The organism is Bacillus cereus group sp. BfR-BA-01349, assembly GCF_022663795.1.
Taxonomy (GTDB): domain Bacteria; phylum Bacillota; class Bacilli; order Bacillales; family Bacillaceae_G; genus Bacillus_A; species Bacillus_A cereus.
In genome coordinates, this window is sequence record NZ_JAKUGE010000023.1 from 1 (window position 1) to 18,065 (window position 18,065).

Genomic DNA, 18,065 nt, shown 5'->3' on the forward strand with positions numbered 1-18,065 from the left:
AAAACTAAAAGGATTGTCCCCTGTGCAATACAGAGTTCAATCCTTAGTAGCTGCTTAATATATTTGTCTAATTTTTTGGGTTCAGTTCAGTGTGAGTAGGCTTTTTTTAGGTTGTTGTAATGTGCACAGTATAACTTATTTATTTTCATTTTCATTTTCAATTACGATGCGAAAGGAACTGAATGCTTGTTGACTGATATAATCTTCTTCGCTAACTTTAAAAGGAAATGGAAAAGCGACGAGTTGAAAATTACTTTCCTGATCCACTAAAGGCAATGTGAAATTAAAGATTTGTCTCGTTTCAGGTGCAAGCTTAGTATAAACAACTTTTCTATTGTTAAATATTTCAACTTGTTTCCAATCTTTAAAAGCCACGATTGCGTAAGTCATTTCATCATTTGTTTCATTACCGTTTGATAGAATTAATTGCTTGCCTTCCTTTTCAAAGAAGACAGTTTGTAAATTCTCTTCACGGTTCGTAACAAATAATGGTTCGTAAAGACCATCTTTTAAAATAGCATCTGGATCTATAAGGGAGAGTTTTATTTTTTCGCTTTCTTTCTGAAGAGGATGCATTGAATATCGCATACTTAGAATATCTTCTAAAATAGCTGCTTTATTTAAGTTATTATCTTTTAATTTGTATTCAGGTTTTTTTATTATTAAAAAGGTTAATTCACTTGCATTAGGAGAAGTGTGTAAAGAGATTTTCGTAGTAATTGAACTGTTTGGTTTCATATCAAAAAAATAGTGTAATATTTCATTAGTAGTATCTTCTATTTTAAAAGGTTTTTGTTCGTAATCTTCTAGAACAATTAATCCATATTTTCGGTTTTCATTAATAGTATGTACGAATGATAATGTTACATTAATTTTATTATCCTCACTAGTAATTGTACTACCATTGTTAATATGTTGGCCTTGATTATCCTTCAATCCGTAAGAAATAGTATTGGTTTGTTGCTCTCGTTTATTTTCTATGGAAGGTGGATGAGGTTGTATGATTGAAGTATTGAACAAAATATAAATTGTAAGTAATGAAATAAGTAAAACACCGCTAATAATATATATTTGTTTCATAAATAGCACCTCAATATATGTAAAATATTAGAGAAAAAAGATACGCAAGATGCATATCTTTTTTCTCTTTCTTACCAGAAAGCTTTTGTTTCGTGATTCACATCATTATAACCACTTAATTTATAGGTATGGTTACCGATAGCGTAATCATCTCCATAATAAATGCTTGTGTTGGCCGCTGTAGCACTTACAAAGGATGATTTTTTTGCACTATTACTTTTCGTATTTACTAATGAGCCATCGCCATTGAAAGTTCTTGCTTTTGCATAAACATAGTCTTCGGTCGTAGTTGATTTCGATTTAGCAACTGCATATGGGTTACCAAAAAAGGGAGTATATACGCTAATGTTAGAGTCATTCTTAGGTGCAGCTGCAACAGTCAAACTAGGAACACTAGATGTTTTTGTTGATTGAATTGTATCAAAGTCAACTAAAACGGGCTGCTTGTCTACAGCATCGACCTCTGAAGCACTTGCGTTATTAGTAAAACCAAAACCTAAAACCGCTAACCCTAAAGTTGTCACCGATAAAGATTTTTTCATATTCACTAATTTTCCCACCTTTTTAAATTTTTGAGTTCGAACTCAATTCATACAATATATGAAAATTTCGAAACTCTCAATGGTTTATCCCATACTTAACTTTTCTTTTACTTTCGATTCAACATGTCTTCATTTGCAAAAAAGCGAATATATCTTCTAATGCTTAGCCAGCAAGGGATACAGGTTTAACTTTATGAAATTCGTGTAAATTTAAATCTATTCATGTCAGAATCTCTGTTATTTTTAAGTTCATATGGGAACCTTATTAAGAAAAGGATGGTAACAAAAATGACAATCGATCGAATTTGTACAATTGGACCCGCAAGTAATAATAAAGAAACGTTAGCGCAGTTAATAAAGAATGGTATGAAAATTGTTCGACTGAATTTATCGCATGGCACGCATGAAAGTCATAAAGACATCATTCGTTTAGTGAAATCATTAGATGACTCTATTAAATTTTTGGGTGATGTACAAGGACCTAAAATAAGATTAGGTGAAGTGAAGGGAGGGCAAATTACACTTCAGGCAGGAGATTCTTTTATTTTACATACAGAACCAGTTACAGGGAGTAATACAGAAGCGAGTGTTGATTATGAAGGAATACCGAATGATGTGAAAGTAGGCAGTAGAATTTTAATTAATGATGGAGAAGTTGAATTAATTGTTGAAAAGATAAGTACGGACAAAATAGAAACGAAGGTAAAAACAGGTGGCAATATCTCATCTCATAAAGGAGTTAATTTACCAGATGCGGCTGTTCGTTTACCAGCTATTACAGAGAAAGATAAAAAAGATATTCAGTTTCTTTTAGAGGAGAATGTTGATTTTATCGCGTGTTCTTTCGTAAGAAAACCTAGTCATATAAAAGAAATACGAGAATTTATACAACAGTATAAAGAAACGTCACCTAATGTAATTGCAAAAATAGAAACGATGGAAGCAATCGAGAATTTTCAAGATATATGTAAAGAAGCAGATGGAATTATGATTGCAAGGGGCGATTTAGGAGTAGAGTTACCGTATCAATGCATTCCGCTTTTACAGAAAATGATGATTCAGGAATGTAATCGAACGAATACATATGTCATTACAGCAACACAAATGCTTCAATCTATGGTAGATCATTCTATTCCAACAAGGGCAGAGGTGACTGATGTGTTTCAAGCTGTACTGGACGGGACGAATGCAGTTATGCTTTCAGCTGAAAGTGCATCAGGAGAACATCCAATCGAAAGTGTGAGAACATTACGTCTCGTTTCAGAATTTGCGGAGCATGTTAAAAAAGATGGACCTTTTGCGATGAAAGATGTACTGGAGTTACTGCATAAATCACTGAATGAGTGATGAATAAAAACACGAGGGCGGATATGCATCCGCCCTCATGTTTTTCATTCATACTATTCTTGCTCTTGCTCATCCAAAATCTTTTCAAACGCAGCAGATACTTTATCAAACTCTTCATCATTTTCAATGTATGAAAACTCATTATCTTCTTCTACTTTTAAAAAGAAAATATCAATGTCTTCCTCAGTTTCTGTTTGGATATCTTCAACAAAGGCAACTGCAATATATTCTGCACCTTCGACATCCATCGCTCCAAGTACTTCTACTTCTTGCTCTTCGTTATTCTCATCACTAAGAGTAAACACTTCGCCAACTTCAATATCAGACATATTCATTCTCCTCCTGTTCGACTCTAAAAATAGAGCACTCAAACTGTATACATACTAACATATCTTTCCATGAAAAACCAAATTCATACATAAGAAAAACGACTAATAGTTCTTTAGTATAAGTATCCAGCTATTAGGAGCATTATTTGTGTGTGCTATATTACTTAATCCATTCAACAATTGTATCCATAGTCTGTCTTGTTTTATCACGTTTTGGATCTTCTTTACGGTAACCAAAGGCAACCATAACTGATACTTCAAGATTATCGCCTTGTATAATGCCTTCTTGACGAAGTAAGGAGTCTACTTTCTCTTTATCGAATCCTTCTATCGGACAAGAATCAATGCCGATTTGAGCTGCGCTCGTCATCATATTACCTAAAGCAATATAAGTTTGTTTAGATGCCCAATCAAATACAGTACGATCGGATTGTAATAAGTTAAAATCTGTTTCCTGGAACTTTTTGAAGAATTCATATCTAATTTTTTGAGTGTCTTCAGGCAATCCAATAATATCGTTCATCATATATTTAATATACTCTGCATCATAATGCATATCTTTAATGTTTCTTGAAAGAACAATGACGAAATGGCTTGCTGTTGCAAGTTGCCCACCAGCGCCCCATGAATACGGTTGTAGTTTTTCTCTTAATTCTTTATTTTGTACGACAATAAATTTCCAAGGTTCATATCCAAAAGAAGAAGGAGATAATCTGCCTGTTTCTAAAATGAATTTAAAATCCTCTTCTGAAATTTTGTGCATAGGATCGAACTCTTTACATGCATGTCTGAAATGAAAAGCCTCCATAATTTTCTCTTTTGTAATTTCGTTTGTATTTGTCATAAAAGTTCCTCTTTTCGTTAATTTATTTTGTAAGTAAATTATATTTTTAAAGTAACATAGATACAAGTACGCACATTTATGTGGTATAGTATCAAAAAAGATACTAATGTTAAGGGAAGGGATTTATTATGGATTGTCCAAACGAAAATAATATAAATTACCCATTTTTAAATAAATATTCTTGTCCAGTTGAAGCGATGGTAGAGGTGATTGGTGGAAAATGGAAAGGTGTTATTTTGTATCATTTATTAGATGGGAAAAAGAGGTTTAATGAATTAAAAAGATTAAAACCTAATATCACACAAAGAATGTTAACACTTCAGCTGAGAGAACTTGAAGCTGATGGCATTATACATCGTGAAGTATACCGTGAAGTGCCACCTAAAGTTGAATATTCGTTAACTGAGCTTGGTGAATCACTACGTCCAGTGATTCTATTAATGATGGAATGGGCAACTCATAATATGGAGAAAGTTTTGGAGAGTAGGAACACGAAAAATAATAGTTAAGAGTTGAAATTGTTATAGAAGAAATAATTGTAGAAATAAAAGGTGTTTTCATACGTGAAAACACCTTTTATTTTTAAATTTTTTTACTTTTTAACTTCAACTGCTGAAGTTGGAAAATTATTTAAGTTTGCAATTTGACCATACCAATCAGCGTGTTTAAAAACAACACCTTTTCCATATCCGTCCGTTGAAGTACGTTCCCATAGCGTTGTTGAATAGCTAGCAGTGGGGGATGCTGTACGTACAGAAACAATTTGATTTTGCCAACTAGCAGACAAGTTTTTATAACCGCTACTTAGAGAAAAATACTCGCTACCTTGATTTGTGTGTTTATAGAAGTCTGTACTACCAGGTCCGCTTCCACCAACACCAAGGGGAGTGATTGAATTATTCAACCTTTGTTTATCTTTTTCAATAAAAGACTCTAAACTTTCTTTGCTCGAAAATCCATAAGATAACCAGTCTCCATTTTGATTTTGTTTCGGTAGAACTAATGTTATTTTTATGTCTTCCTTTGATGGAGCACTCAATTTGTTAAACGAATCAACAGTCTTTTCATCTACAGTTACATATTCGAAAGAGGAAATCGAATAATCCTTTTCGGTACTAGCTGATACTAATCCCACTCCTCCAGTTAACGACGAAACAGTTAATAATGCACCTGCTATCAACTTTTTAAGCATGGATTCATCTCCTTAAAACTTAGATTTTTTACATAACTAAAATGTATGTTAATTTGAATGTTTTATAAATATTTAGAAATTTATAAAAATTAAACAGAATATTCTTTTATTATTCTGGAGTAAGGAAAGTAATTAAAAATGAAAAAAGGTTTACTTAAAAAGTAAATCCTTTTTGCTGACCTATTTCAAAACTCTATGGATTAAAGTTTCATTTCATCCATCTATGAATCATAAAATTCTTTTGCATTCATAGAAGCAGCATCTAATAAAAGGAAAATGGCTGCTATAATATGTAGAAGAATTTCTATATAAGGAAAGAAGGCAACTAGAGTAATGATAATACCTATATAATTAGCGTACGTATTCATGGCTCCCTTTTTAGCTAATAAAAAAGTAGTGATATGTAAAGCAATCAATAGTAGTAAAGGTATCTCATATAGGTTAACAAGTCCCCGAAATAAATAATAACAAGGAAGTAATAAAAGGTGAGAGGCCCCTGTGGGCCACTTTAGTTCTTGTATGTAGACTTTCAAAATAAATCCTCTTAAAATAATTAATATCTATATATCACCAAAAATAATAGGTAATTGGATATTATATATTTTTAGTTTTAAGTAGCTTGTAATTATTTTATGTAAACTAATTATTGATTATCTATAAAATAGAAAAACCACCCAAACGAGGGTGGTTCGTATTATAAATAACTACTTAAAGAAGAAAGGGTGACATTCACCTCACTACCTTCCTTCATATTTCTTAGCATAACGGTTTCTGTACTAAGTTCTTCTTCACCAATAATAAGCACATAAGGGATATTCTCTTTATTGGCATAATTAAGGGCGCGTTTTAATTTGCGTCCTGCTAGTTCAAGTTCGACTTTTAAGGAAGTGGTGGAACGTAATTGCTGGGCAATTTGGAAGCATTGTAATTCTGTCCCGAGCGGGATGATAAATAGATCCACTGTAGATGAGATTGTTTCTTTCTGCGATAGTGCTGTATAAATAACGTCTAAACCGAATGAAATACCGACTGTTGGATAGTTCATATTATCACCACGGAATGCTCCGATAATGTTATCGTAACGACCGCCGCTACCGATGCTGGATGTAATCGATCCATCTTTTAAAAAGATTTCATATACGGTGCCAGTATACATTGTGAGTCCTCTTGCTAAAAACGGATTGAATATCGTATTTTCATTTATTCCGAGAGCGATTAAATATTGCTGTAATTGTTGTAATTCGTTTACGCCATCGGCAACGAGTTGGTTATTGAAAGTTTCTTTAAAGTCAGCAATTGTAAGCTTTAGACAAGATAATACAGTATTACATATCGTATCAGCCATTTCTTCAGAAATTCCGCGCTCTAATACATCTTTTCGTACACCATCAATCCCAATCTTTTCAATTTTGTCTAATGATAAAATTACGTCACTTGTTAACTCAGTAGGGATGTTAATGGCCTGAAGAATACCATTTAACAATTTTCGGTTATTATATTGGATCGTTATCTCTAAGTTTAACGTTCGGAACAGCTCAAACGCCATGCTCATGAGTTCCGCTTCAGCCATGACTGATTCTACACCGACAATATCAACGTCGCATTGTATAAATTCACGAAATCTTCCTTGTTTAATTGGCCCATCTCGAAATACTTTCCCAATTTCATAACGTTTAAAAGGGAGGCGGATGTTCTGGTTCATTGCCACGACTTTTGCGAATGGAATAGTTAAATCGTATCGTAAGGCGAGCTCACGTTTTCCTTGATCCTCAAGTGTATATATTTCTTTTAATATTTCATCACCACCGCCGTACTTGTAAGACATAACCTCATACATATTTAACGTCGGCGTTTCTAAAGATTTGCATCCGTATCGTTCAAACGTATCTTCACAAGCTCTTTTAATTTTATTTCGCAGCACTTGCTCCTCTGGTAAATAGTCTTTCGTTCCTTTTACATTTCTCATTTCCATCATAATCACTCCTTTTTCAAATTAAAAAAAGCTATGCAGGTATAAAAATACCCACATAGCTTTATGAACGCTTCGTGGGTCAACAGGAAAAGCCCTGTACCCACGAAGAAAAATTTTTCTTCGGATACACGGCGTTACGTATGATGATGAAGTTGGAAAGAAGTATTAAAATTTCGCATTACAAATCTCTCCTTAACATAAGTTTTTCCAAATTATATCAGATGATTTTTGAATTATCAATATTTTTAGTTTTGAAAAATACGTGAAGTTATGTAGGAGAAATGGAAAAGGGTGTATAATAAAGGAAAACTTAATGATATGAAATAAAGTTTTAAGGAGAACGTTATGAAAAAAGATAAAACAAATGCGATGCGAATATTAGATAAAGAAAAAATTGAATATTCGATGATGTCATATGATCCAGACGATGGGAAAATTGATGGCGTATCAGTAGCCGAGAAAATTGGACGAGAAGTGAGAGAAGTATATAAAACGTTAATCGCTCAAGGGAATAGTAAAAATTATCATGTGTTTATTATTCCGGTAGATGAGGAACTAAATTTAAAAGCTGCCGCAAAAGCAGTAAGTGAAAAGAAAATTGAAATGATTCCCGTTAAAGATATTACGAAAGTGTCAGGATATATTCGCGGTGGGTGTTCGCCAGTCGGAATGAAAAAGCTATTTTCTACATGTATTGATGAAAGTGCTCAATCACTTAATACGATTATTGTAAGTGGAGGGAAAATCGGTATACAAATTGAGCTTAAAGTAGATGACTTGGCGAAAGTGACGAGAGCGCAGTTTGGTGAAATTACGAAATAATGATACATAGGAAAAGAAGTTCTAGTTTTATCCCGCTATTTGCCGGGCAGTAAGACCCTCACCTCAAAATTCAGCGGAAGCAAAGAAATTAGGTGGGGATCAACTGCCCGTAAAAGCCCGATTGGTGAGGGCTGATTAAAGTTTCACTTTATTGAATTTAGATAATAATTTATAGGATAGTTAGTCCATTATGGGGCTGATTGTCCTTTTTTATTTACAAACTGGATAAAGATTGAATGTTTAGTTTGATATAGGCATGTAATCTGAATTGTTTGTTTGGCTTTGGGAGAAGGTAAATCCTCGATGTAAGAACTTGAAATAAACAAGCAGAGTTTATTTCTTAAAGATAGACAAAAAAACGGAGAGTGTTTTAATAAGGGGTCAAGAAATATCCATAAGAAAGCACAAATTGGGGGATGCCAGTATTTTTGAAAAAACACGCTAATAGTATGCAAGATTTTATACAGTTTTTTGGCTAATCCAGTAACAAACAAGAGCACTAAAACCGCGTTAGGATAGGAATGTATAGATTCATAGAACTAAAAAAGAAGTTTCACTTGTGAAAGCAGGGTTCTCCTTTTTCATTGCTACTGATAATGAGACGTTATGTTAACTAATTTTGAATATCGTATACAGACTAAAAACAGAGAAAACTTCCTGTTGTGTAGGGTATTTTTTCTGTTTTTTTGATGATAGTTGTTAACTAATGTCTCACATTTCAAAAAAACAACTTTTTTGTTTGCTTGTCCACACCATTTCACCTCTTTGTGAATTTTATAGTGTTAAAGGAGGTGAAAAGAATGAATGAAGATATTATTTCAATTGGAGCAAATTGTATAGTGAGAATTAGAAACAGATTCTTTCTTTTAGTAGAAATTGAAGTGGAAGTTGGAAATGTAGCCATAGAGGAATTTGTTTTTATTCGAATATCTGAGCAAGAAGCTAGAACATTGTTAGCAGGGGGTATTCAACGTTGTACTATTTCCAATTGTATTCCTAGGTCTAATGATGATTTAGAAGTAGAATTCATTTGTGTTTTAATCGTAGGTGGGGAAGCATTTGCGGTTTTTGATGTAGAAGACGATGTTGATGAAGCTGTACTTGTTCCAATTTCATTAAGAGAAGCCGAGCGTTTAATCTGTAGAGGAGCAAGACGATGTACAGTTATTAATAGATAAGAGTAAGCCTTTTGGGTACTAAAGAGGTTTCATTTTGTGTGGCTTCTTGTAAGAATATGATTATGGAAATATGTATATCCTCCAGAGTACTTAACTGGAGGATGTTTTTTAGACTTCTAGATGTATTAACTACTGATAATAAGACGTTATATTAATTTGGTTTGGATATTGTATACATCGTCTTTTCTTCAACTAAGAGTGCAGATTCATACAGTAAAAATTACTTTTTTAACTATAAAATAAGAAGAAATGAACCTATATTACTACTGATAGAGCTATGTTATAATGAAAATAAGGGTTTTATCCTTATTTTCATTATATAGGAGAGTGTTTAACATGATTATCAAGTGCATTCGTTTACGTTAATTTTAAACACAATTCGTTATGCCTGACTATTTTTTTCAAAATGTGTGGGTTTATTTGGTTGTGTCTTTTTTTATTAACTAAATACGAATGAAATGAGGAGTTAATCATGACTGAACAGATTATTAAAATTAATAAAATTGATATATGTACAGAGAGCTTTGGTAATTCAGCAGATCCAGCAGTCTTACTAATTATGGGAGCCATGTGTTCAATGGTTTATTGGGATGAAGAATTTTGTCAACAATTAGCTGATACGGGCCGATATGTTATTCGTTATGATAATAGAGATGTCGGACGGTCAACTACTTATGAACCGGGGAGTTCCCACTATACTGTGGTAGATATGGCTGATGATGCGATTGGGGTACTCGATGCATATCATATTGACGAAGCACATATTGTTGGAATGTCATTAGGTGGAATGATTGCTCAAATTGTAGCCTTAAGGAACCCTGAGAGAGTTATAAGTATAACTTTGATTGCATCAGGTATTTTTGGTTCTGAAGATAACGACCGAAATTTGCCTCCGATCGATGAAAAGATACTCGCTTACCATACTAATGCGGCCAAACTAAATTGGTCGGATGAAGAATCTGTTGCAAATTACTTGGTTGCAGGATCAGCATTACTTTGTGGTTCAAAGCATAAATTCGATAAGAAGAGGGCGTATAAGCAGGTAGAAAACGAAATAAAACGGGCAAATAATCTACTCAGTATGTTTAATCATTCCCTTCTTAAAGGTGAGGATTCTTATGAGGGGAGATTAAAAGAAATCAATATACCTACTTTGGTTATCCATGGTACAGAAGATACAGTGCTTTCATACGAGCATGGTCTTGCTCTTGTTAATGAAATTCCGCATGCTGTGTTATTACCCTTAGAAGGATCGGGTCACGAGATTCACTGTGACGATTGGAATCATATAATCAATGCTATTTTGAATCATACTTCAGTCCTGTAATCATTATAGAAATCGTATAAAACAAAAAATATTTGGAAAAAGGGTTACAATCGAATCTGTAACCCTTTTTCTCTATTAAAAATCAATTTTAGAACTGTTACTCATTTAAAGAATAGTAATACGCTTATTTATTGGTGTTTACTTCCAATAACGAAAATTATGTAAATAAGCTGTTCACTGGATTCTCGTAGAAAACTGTGGTGATATAAAATTTTTGATTTTGTAGCACTTCAAAATCTTAGCTAGATGCCTTTTTATTAAGTTTAATATCTATGACCTAAATATAATAGAATTTGAAGCTTCTTTTTATTTTAAATAAATTGAGTAATTAGATTATAACGTTAATACGTATGAATGAATATCATAACAATATAATGGAGGTGATGTTATATGGCTCTTACTACAGGACCAATTGAAAACGTAGGAAATCAACCTGCTAACGCAAATAAAGTTAGGGTGAAGATCCTTAACCGTACTGCGGGCCCACTTACTGGAGTAGCTAGAGTTTTTAGACTTGACGGTTCATTAGTATTAATTGAACAGGTAAACTTCAATGTGAATTCTAATGCTTCTACTTTTGCAACTCTAAGTTTAGTTCATCCTACTTTTGGACAAGCATTTGAATATGAAGTTCAAATTGTTCCTAATCAACCTGGTGGACTATATAGTGTTTATGGACTAACAGCTGAAAATGTTATTATTACTGCACAACGTGTTGTGAACGCAGAATTGACACAGTTTCTTTAATTAAAATAGATTGGTGCCTACATGGTATCCAATCTATTTTTGTGCGTATTATTCAGAGAAAGAAAGGTTTTACACAAAAATAAAGACAGTTATGGAAAAGGGAAAAGTCGAGCTATCATCTTGATTTTTATTATTTCTGTCTTAGATTGTATCTGTTTTGTGGCACGGTTTTCTTTGAATGCATTTTATTCAAACTGTTTTTTAAAGTATTTATCAAATATGCATTATTGCATAAATAAATTTAAATTTATAAGTTAATATTAAACTACTTTTAAATTGTAAAGAATATTTTAATAATCTTTATAGGAGAAGGATATTTCTTGTTAAAAGTGAAATTGTTTGGAATGTGAATAAATAAAAAGTTTAGAAGTGATACAGACTGGATAGAGTCTTGTATTAAATAAACAGAAAAGGGGTATGGGTTTCTAAAAGGTTTCGGGAGTTAGAAAGCATTTTTTAGTGAATAGCTTCAAATTATATTTTAAAGGGGAAATGGGTATATGAAGTTTCGAAATACAAAGATTGCTATGATTACACTGTCTTCATTTTTTATTTTAGGTTCTGCATCTCTATCATTCACAGATACTATACACGGTGAAGTAGCTTCTGCATCAGCACAAGAGATTATTGTGAAAAATTATGACGATACATATTATAATAACGCAATAGGAAAAACGGGGTTAGAATTAAAGAAGGAACTGCATAATATTATTGATAATCATACAAAGTTATCATACAGTGCGGTTTGGGAAGCACTAAGAGATACTGATGAAGATCCAAATAATAAAAATAATGTGATACTCTTATATACTGGTCGTTCGCAAGGGAAACTTACGAATGGATCAGGAGTAAATAACTGGAACCGAGAGCATGTTTGGGCAAAATCTCACGGTGACTTTGGAACGACTGCAGGACCTGGAACAGATCTACATCATTTAAGAGCGACGGATGTATCTGTAAATAGTTCACGTGGAAATCTAGATTTTGATAATGGTGGTGTGAATCATTCTGAAGCGACAGAGTGTAAATATGATAGTGATTCTTGGGAACCTCGTGATAGTGTAAAAGGAGATATTGCTAGAATGCTGTTTTATATGGCTGTTCGTTACGAGGGAGACAACGGCGAAATAGATTTAGAACTGAATGAAAAAGTAAATAACAATAAAGATCCATACATGGGGAAACTATCTGTCTTATTAAAATGGAATGAACAAGACCCGGTCGATGATTTAGAGCGAAAGCGTAATGAAGTGATTTTTACAAAATATCAACATAACCGCAATCCTTTTATTGATCATCCTGAATGGGTAAATAAAATCTGGAACTAAGATCTTTAAAGGTATTATATTTTGATAAAAGGGATTGATCATTATGATCAATCCCTTCTTATATTTTTACTAGAATAAATGATTTTTATAGGACTAGTGAGGGAAATAGAATAGATATTTATATGGAACGATAGTACTTATTTATCAAGTTAAGTATTTAGTAAGGTCCCCACTCAATATTCACCCCAACAATAAGAAAAACAAGTCCTATGATAAACCAAATGAGTGCAAGTGGAGCCATGAAACGAATCCATTTTCCATAAGAAATCCCGCTTGCTGCGAGAACGCCCATTAAAACACCGGAAGTTGGATTAAGGCAGTTTACTACACCCTCGCCGAGCATAACAGCCTGTACTGTAACTTGGCGTGTAATGTGCATGAAATCAGCTAATGGAGCTAATATCGGAATAAAAATAACCGATTCTCCTGTCCCGGATGAAATAAGGAAATGTAATGCAGCACTACTTACGTACATACCGATAACGCCAAATACAGGGCTTTGTCCTTCAAGAGACTGTGCGAGCTGGTTAACGATTGTATCAAGTAATTTTCCTTGTTCTAAAATGACTGAAATACAGCGAGCCATTCCGACGATTAAAGCACCATATATGAGATTTTGGCAGCCCGCTAGAAAAGTAGAAGCGATATCGTTTGCTTTCATGCCACCTATTATTCCGGCTGTAATTGCTATGAAAATAAAAGTAGCGGTCATTTCTGCGTCCGTCCAATGTAGACGAAAAGCGCCTATTAAAAATGCAATTAATGATAAAGCTGAAACGAGTAAAATTAATTTATGACGTATCGTCCAAGGAACTTCTTTTTTCTCTGCTTCTTTTTCGCTTGAAAGAGCGTTACTTGGAAACCAGTTGTCGCCAAGAATGCTTCCTTTATTCGATTTTTTCAAGCGCTTTACATACCAATTAATATAAAGGATAGTGGCAAGTAAAAAAGATATATAGATAGCTGTGCGTAAACCAATTCCCGAAAACATCGGAAGTTCTGCGATCTTTTGTGAAATGCCTAAAGGTGAGGGGGATAAAATAGTAGCGTTAAAACCAGCATAAGTGCCTAAATAAATAATTGCTACACCGACGATAGCGTCCCATTTTAATGTGCGTGCAACGATGATACCAATGGGGATAAAACCGATAACTGAATTAACGATAATGCCAGTCGTTCCAAGAATAGAAAAAAGTGCGGCGACAATACATATGAAAAGTAATTGCTGATTACGAAATTTGTTAATAACATGATAGATTAAACCGTCAAGAGCACCTGTCTTTTCAAGAATTGCAATGGCTCCACCTGTAAATAAAATTAGAAAGATAATAGGAGCAGCAAGTGTCATTCCTTTTTCAATAGCGGTAAAAAAAGAAACAAATCCTACAGGTGATTGTGGAACAGAATGATAGTTTCCCGGTATTGTCGTTGTAACGGTCCCATTTGTAACTCTTTTAAATTCTCCAGCGGGAACGAAATAAATAGCAATGGCGCAAAGTAAGGCAATAAAAAATAGTAGTACGTACGCATCAGGCATTTTAAACTTTTGTTTACTAGGTTGTTTTTTTGCCTCAGTTTGTATTTGCATAAAATTCCTCCTTCTTCACCTCATTAATTTTAATATTCTGAATTTAATCCGTGAAATAGATTATAATAAAGGTAGCTTCTTAAGGCAATAGTTTTTGTATCCTTTTCCCGTACATACAAATTATTGCAATATTAGACAGGGAAACGATAATAAGCCAAGAATATGTTATGTAGAAAGAAAAAGGAAAAGAGGGAACAAGATGTGGAAAACTACAGATCTATGTGATGAATTTGAAAAGGAATTACAAATATGTCGCCAGTCTTTTCGGTCTTTTGGGAAGAAAGAACAATTCCACGGGAAAATTGCAACTGTAAAAGTGAAAGATGATAATGTACTAGTGAAGGAAGGATTGCAAACATTACCAGAAGGAACAGTATTAGTTGTTGATGGCGGGGCGTCTAGGAATTGTGCGTTACTTGGTGATAATTTGGCAGCTATTGCGGAAGAAAGAAAGCTAGCAGGAATTATTGTGAATGGGTATGTTCGTGATTCTAGTGAACTAAAGAATATTAATATTGGTATTTTAGCGTTAGGGACAATGCCAAATAGAAGTGTGAAAGAAGGAAAAGGAGAACGAAATATTTCATTGCATTTTGGACAAGTGGATTGGAATCCAAATGAATATGTTTATGCGGATGAAGATGGCGTCATTATTAGTGAAAAGAGTTTACATAGTTAAGAGTTAATAAGTTATTATTCTTAGAAAATAAATCCGATAAAGCATGGACAAAATTCTTTGTCAATAGTAAAATAATACAGAAATTTAAAATTTACAGAATGTATAGGTTTATCGTTTTACGATAACTTAAATGGAAGTAAGTTGTGCCAAGAAAAGTGAATGTTATCACAATGATACGTTCATAAACAAAATTATTTTTCCTATACAAATATAGCCGCGAATAATGCGGGTAGGAGGTGTTGTACATTTTTGTTCGACACTTACAAAAAGAGAGTGTCAATCGCACGCCCTTGAAGGGCCTTTTTTTGTGTAAATGGTAGTAAGGGAGGAAATTTTGGGATGGCAATGTTGAAAAAGTGGCTGCTTACGTCGTTAATGGCAGTGACACTTGTATTTGTTTCTTTTGCGAATACAGTACATATTACGTTTGCTGAAGAAAATACAGCAAAACTTGCAATTATTGGGGAATCACAAAAAGGCATTATGTTATGCCCGAAAGAAGAGCAAATTAAAGATGGGGAAACAGCTTTAAGTTTGCTGCAAAAGGTCATGGGGGACAAGGTAGAATCTGAAACGATGTCGTTTGGAACATATGTAAAAGGAATTGACGGTTTAATGGCCGGGGCTACAAGTGCTTGGCTGTATGATGTAAATGATAAGTCTGCAGAAGTCGGAGCAGATAGTTATAAATTAAAATCTGGAGATGTTGTTGTCTTTCGCTTTGTTTCAGACTGGAGCAATATAAGCCAGGAAACATTGAAAGAAACGTTAGATAAGTTCGGGACGTGTAAAACAGAAGAACCTAACGGTGGCAAAACAGAAGAACCAGAACCAGAAGGTAAAAATGGTAAACCGACAGTCGATCCAAAACCGGAAGATGAAAATGGTAAACCGACAGTCGATCCAAAACCAGAAGGTGAAAATGGTAAACCGACAGTTGATCCAAAACCGGAAGGTGAAAATGGTAAACCGACAGTTGATCCAAAACCAGAAGGTCAAGATGATAAAAAAACAGAACAACCACAGCAAGAGAACATTCAAGTTCCAAGTGCACAATTAAATGAAGCCATTTCTAAAACATCAGACAAGATGTTACAAGATGGAATTGAAAGTGATTGGGTAGCTGTAGCGCTTTCTCGTTCTGGAAAGAATGTGCCAATTGAGGCAAAATTAAATTATGTTAAGTCAGTAACTGAAAAAGTAGAAAAGCGTATTAACCGTTTTTCAGCGACAGATTTAGCTAGAACAATTATTATGATGAATGCAATGAGTGCAGACCCTAAAAATGTAGGTGGACATAATTTAGTTCAAAAATTGTATGAGTCAGATAAAGTGAATTCTGTTACAGGTTATGCATTTGCTTTACTTGCATTTGATACGAAGAAGTATGAGATTCCAGTTGAATCAAAATGGAACAGAGTTGCTCTAGTGGAAGCACTGTTAAATAATCAGCATACAGACGGTGGATGGACTTATAATAGTTCAGGTAGTAAAGATAGTGCTAGTAGCGTTGATGTAACAGGTATGGTTTTATCAGCATTAGCTCCTTATCAAGAGCGATCAGATGTGAAACCAGCTATACAAAAAGCTGTTGCGTATTTATATAACGAACAGCTGCAAAATGGCGGTTTTTCAGCTGATGGACAAGAAAATTCAAATAGTACTGCGCAAGCAATTATTGGATTATCGCTTGTTAAAGATGTAGATCAAAACCGTCTTCATAAGGCAATGCAAAACCTATTATCATATCAACTTTCAAATGGTGAATTTAAATGGTTACCAAGTGATCAAAATGGTAACGGAATGGCTACAGAACAGGCTCTTTTAGCATTACTTCAATTTAAGGAAATGGGAAAATCTATTTATGATTGGTCTAATGTAGACGCTGGTGATGTAATTAAGCCAAAACCGATTGAAGAGCCAGAAAAGGTCGTTGAACCAGAAAATAATGTAGTAGAAAAAGAAGTTACTGAAGAACCGAAAGAACAAAAACAAGTACAACAAGAAACAAAAGATGAAAATCTAAAAGTAGTTGTAGATAACGAACCGGTTAAGAATAAAAAAATCGGAAACGGTAACAGTCTACCAAAAACAGGAGCATCATCTCATAGTGCAGCAACAGAAGTAGGTATGGGGGTATTATGTATTGCTTCTGCATATGTATTATGGAGACGTAAAGCAGCTTAACAAAAAATTAGGAGCAATTATTTGCTCCTAATTTTCGTATGAAAGGTGAGAGATAGGATGAGTAAGGTGAAATGGTTCATTTCTTTACTGCTTTCGCTCGGGCTACTTGCCGGATGTGAAGAGGCAGCTGTAAAGCCTGAAAAGAAGGTAGAACCGAAGCAAGAAGAGGTAGCGAAACAAGAAGAACAAAAAGATGAAGCGAAGCCAGAAGAAAAAGCAGAAGAAAAGCAAGCTGAATCAGAGCAAAAGCAGCAAGAAGAACAGAAAGAGAAACAAGAACAAAAAGTAGAAGAGAAGCCGAAAGAGGAAAAGCCGCAGGCACAACCAGAGGTAAAGAAAGAAGAGAAACAACAGGAACAACCGAAAGAGCAACCTGCTGTAAATAAGCAACCAGAGCAGCAACAAGTACAAGAAGAGAAACAACAACCGAAAGCACCAGAAGTAAAAGAAGAAGCAAAGGTTGTGAATCAGCCGAAAGAAACACCGAAGCAGGAGCAAAAGAAAAAGCCAGAAGAGAACAATAGTGTACCAGCTCCACCAACACCGGTACCACCACCAAACCCAGTGCCACCACCAGTACCACCAGTACCTAAAGCAAAACAAGTAACAATCTCGGTAAAAGGAAATAACGGATATATAATGGGTGCGAAAAAGATGGATGTACAAGAAGGCGATACAGTGTATAAAGTATTGCAACGTACAGGATTAGATGTTGATGCAAGCGGATCTAGAGATAGTATTTATGTAAAAGGTATTAATGATTTATATGAAAAAGATATTGCGGATACTAGTGGATGGAAATATCGTGTGAACGGTGCTTTTCCAAACCATAGTGCTGGTGTAGCTACGGTAAAACCAGGAGATACAATTGAGTGGGTATACGTATTACAATAAGAAAGGCAT

The 18,065-nt window shown here is 34.2% G+C and carries 18 protein-coding genes; 10 read left to right on the forward strand and 8 right to left on the reverse strand.

The genetic code is table 11. The annotated features are described in order from the left end of the window. Positions 1–135: 135 nt before the first annotated feature. On the reverse strand, positions 136–1,080 hold the full coding sequence (locus tag MR169_RS14235; RefSeq protein ID WP_061663339.1) for a hypothetical protein: 945 nt from the start codon (positions 1,078–1,080) through the stop codon (positions 136–138). 71 nt (positions 1,081–1,151) lie between these two features. Then, positions 1,152–1,628 carry a hypothetical protein gene (locus tag MR169_RS14240; RefSeq protein WP_061663342.1) on the reverse strand — a complete coding sequence of 159 codons (477 nt, stop codon included), beginning with the start codon at positions 1,626–1,628 and terminating at the stop codon, positions 1,152–1,154. 282 nt (positions 1,629–1,910) lie between these two features. Here MR169_RS14240 and MR169_RS14245 point away from each other — a divergent pair, with 282 nt between their 5' ends. Beyond that, positions 1,911–2,969 carry a pyruvate kinase gene (locus MR169_RS14245; RefSeq protein ID WP_061663344.1) on the forward strand — a complete coding sequence of 353 codons (1,059 nt, stop codon included), beginning with the start codon at positions 1,911–1,913 and terminating at the stop codon, positions 2,967–2,969. Positions 2,970–3,022: 53 nt separating this feature from the next. Here the strand turns inward: MR169_RS14245 and MR169_RS14250 are convergent, their stop codons facing one another. Both MR169_RS14250 and MR169_RS14255 read right to left on the reverse strand, forming a co-directional pair. After that, positions 3,023–3,304 carry a DUF1292 domain-containing protein gene (locus MR169_RS14250; protein ID WP_002005464.1) on the reverse strand — a complete coding sequence of 94 codons (282 nt, stop codon included), beginning with the start codon at positions 3,302–3,304 and terminating at the stop codon, positions 3,023–3,025. 154 nt (positions 3,305–3,458) lie between these two features. Beyond that, positions 3,459–4,142: an NAD(P)H-dependent oxidoreductase gene (locus tag MR169_RS14255; RefSeq protein WP_000185718.1), complete on the reverse strand. Its 684-nt coding sequence runs from the start codon at positions 4,140–4,142 to the stop codon at positions 3,459–3,461. A 128-nt stretch (positions 4,143–4,270) separates the two neighbouring features. Here MR169_RS14255 and MR169_RS14260 point away from each other — a divergent pair, with 128 nt between their 5' ends. Continuing rightward, on the forward strand, positions 4,271–4,651 hold the full coding sequence (locus MR169_RS14260; protein WP_000340574.1) for a winged helix-turn-helix transcriptional regulator: 381 nt from the start codon (positions 4,271–4,273) through the stop codon (positions 4,649–4,651). 83 nt (positions 4,652–4,734) lie between these two features. On the opposite strand, the gene MR169_RS14265 is transcribed toward MR169_RS14260, so the two are convergent. The 3 genes from MR169_RS14265 to MR169_RS14275 form a co-directional block, all read right to left on the reverse strand. Next, complete coding sequence (locus MR169_RS14265) at positions 4,735–5,334, reverse strand: hypothetical protein (protein WP_000914243.1); 600 nt, start codon at positions 5,332–5,334, stop codon at positions 4,735–4,737. A gap of 221 nt (positions 5,335–5,555) precedes the next feature. Then, positions 5,556–5,867, reverse strand: coding sequence for a hypothetical protein (locus MR169_RS14270; RefSeq protein WP_242319579.1), 312 nt, complete (start codon positions 5,865–5,867; stop codon positions 5,556–5,558). Between the two features lie 161 nt (positions 5,868–6,028). Continuing rightward, the gene (locus MR169_RS14275; protein WP_242319580.1) at positions 6,029–7,306 is read right to left on the reverse strand and encodes a histidine--tRNA ligase; all 1,278 of its coding nucleotides are present in this window, start codon (positions 7,304–7,306) and stop codon (positions 6,029–6,031) included. A 345-nt stretch (positions 7,307–7,651) separates the two neighbouring features. Here MR169_RS14275 and ybaK point away from each other — a divergent pair, with 345 nt between their 5' ends. The 5 genes from ybaK (at position 7,652) to MR169_RS14300 (ending at position 12,708) form a co-directional block, all read left to right on the forward strand. Next, positions 7,652–8,128, forward strand: a complete 477-nt coding sequence (gene ybaK / locus MR169_RS14280) for a Cys-tRNA(Pro) deacylase (protein WP_000710862.1) — start codon at positions 7,652–7,654, stop codon at positions 8,126–8,128. Positions 8,129–8,928: 800 nt separating this feature from the next. Further along, entirely contained in the window at positions 8,929–9,306 is a 378-nt protein-coding gene (locus MR169_RS14285; RefSeq protein WP_016118312.1) for a hypothetical protein, read from the forward strand. A 472-nt stretch (positions 9,307–9,778) separates the two neighbouring features. Beyond that, on the forward strand, positions 9,779–10,633 hold the full coding sequence (gene mle / locus MR169_RS14290) for an alpha/beta fold macrolide esterase (protein WP_016118311.1): 855 nt from the start codon (positions 9,779–9,781) through the stop codon (positions 10,631–10,633). Between the two features lie 390 nt (positions 10,634–11,023). Next, positions 11,024–11,380 carry a hypothetical protein gene (locus MR169_RS14295; protein WP_001229417.1) on the forward strand — a complete coding sequence of 119 codons (357 nt, stop codon included), beginning with the start codon at positions 11,024–11,026 and terminating at the stop codon, positions 11,378–11,380. A gap of 500 nt (positions 11,381–11,880) precedes the next feature. Beyond that, positions 11,881–12,708, forward strand: coding sequence for an endonuclease I family protein (locus MR169_RS14300; RefSeq protein ID WP_000672182.1), 828 nt, complete (start codon positions 11,881–11,883; stop codon positions 12,706–12,708). 157 nt (positions 12,709–12,865) lie between these two features. Here the strand turns inward: MR169_RS14300 and MR169_RS14305 are convergent, their stop codons facing one another. Further along, complete coding sequence (locus MR169_RS14305) at positions 12,866–14,296, reverse strand: YfcC family protein (protein ID WP_242319581.1); 1,431 nt, start codon at positions 14,294–14,296, stop codon at positions 12,866–12,868. A 199-nt stretch (positions 14,297–14,495) separates the two neighbouring features. Between MR169_RS14305 and rraA the strand changes: the two genes are divergently transcribed. The 3 genes from rraA to MR169_RS14320 all read left to right on the forward strand — a co-directional run bounded on the left by rraA (position 14,496) and on the right by MR169_RS14320 (position 18,056). Then, complete coding sequence (rraA, locus tag MR169_RS14310; protein ID WP_000266033.1) at positions 14,496–14,975, forward strand: ribonuclease E activity regulator RraA; 480 nt, start codon at positions 14,496–14,498, stop codon at positions 14,973–14,975. Between the two features lie 339 nt (positions 14,976–15,314). Continuing rightward, positions 15,315–17,162, forward strand: coding sequence for a DUF4430 domain-containing protein (locus tag MR169_RS14315; RefSeq protein ID WP_001241058.1), 1,848 nt, complete (start codon positions 15,315–15,317; stop codon positions 17,160–17,162). Between the two features lie 57 nt (positions 17,163–17,219). Continuing rightward, positions 17,220–18,056 (forward strand): DUF4430 domain-containing protein, encoded by an 837-nt coding sequence (locus MR169_RS14320; protein WP_086391526.1) that lies wholly within the window; start codon positions 17,220–17,222, stop codon positions 18,054–18,056. Positions 18,057–18,065: the final 9 nt, after the last annotated feature.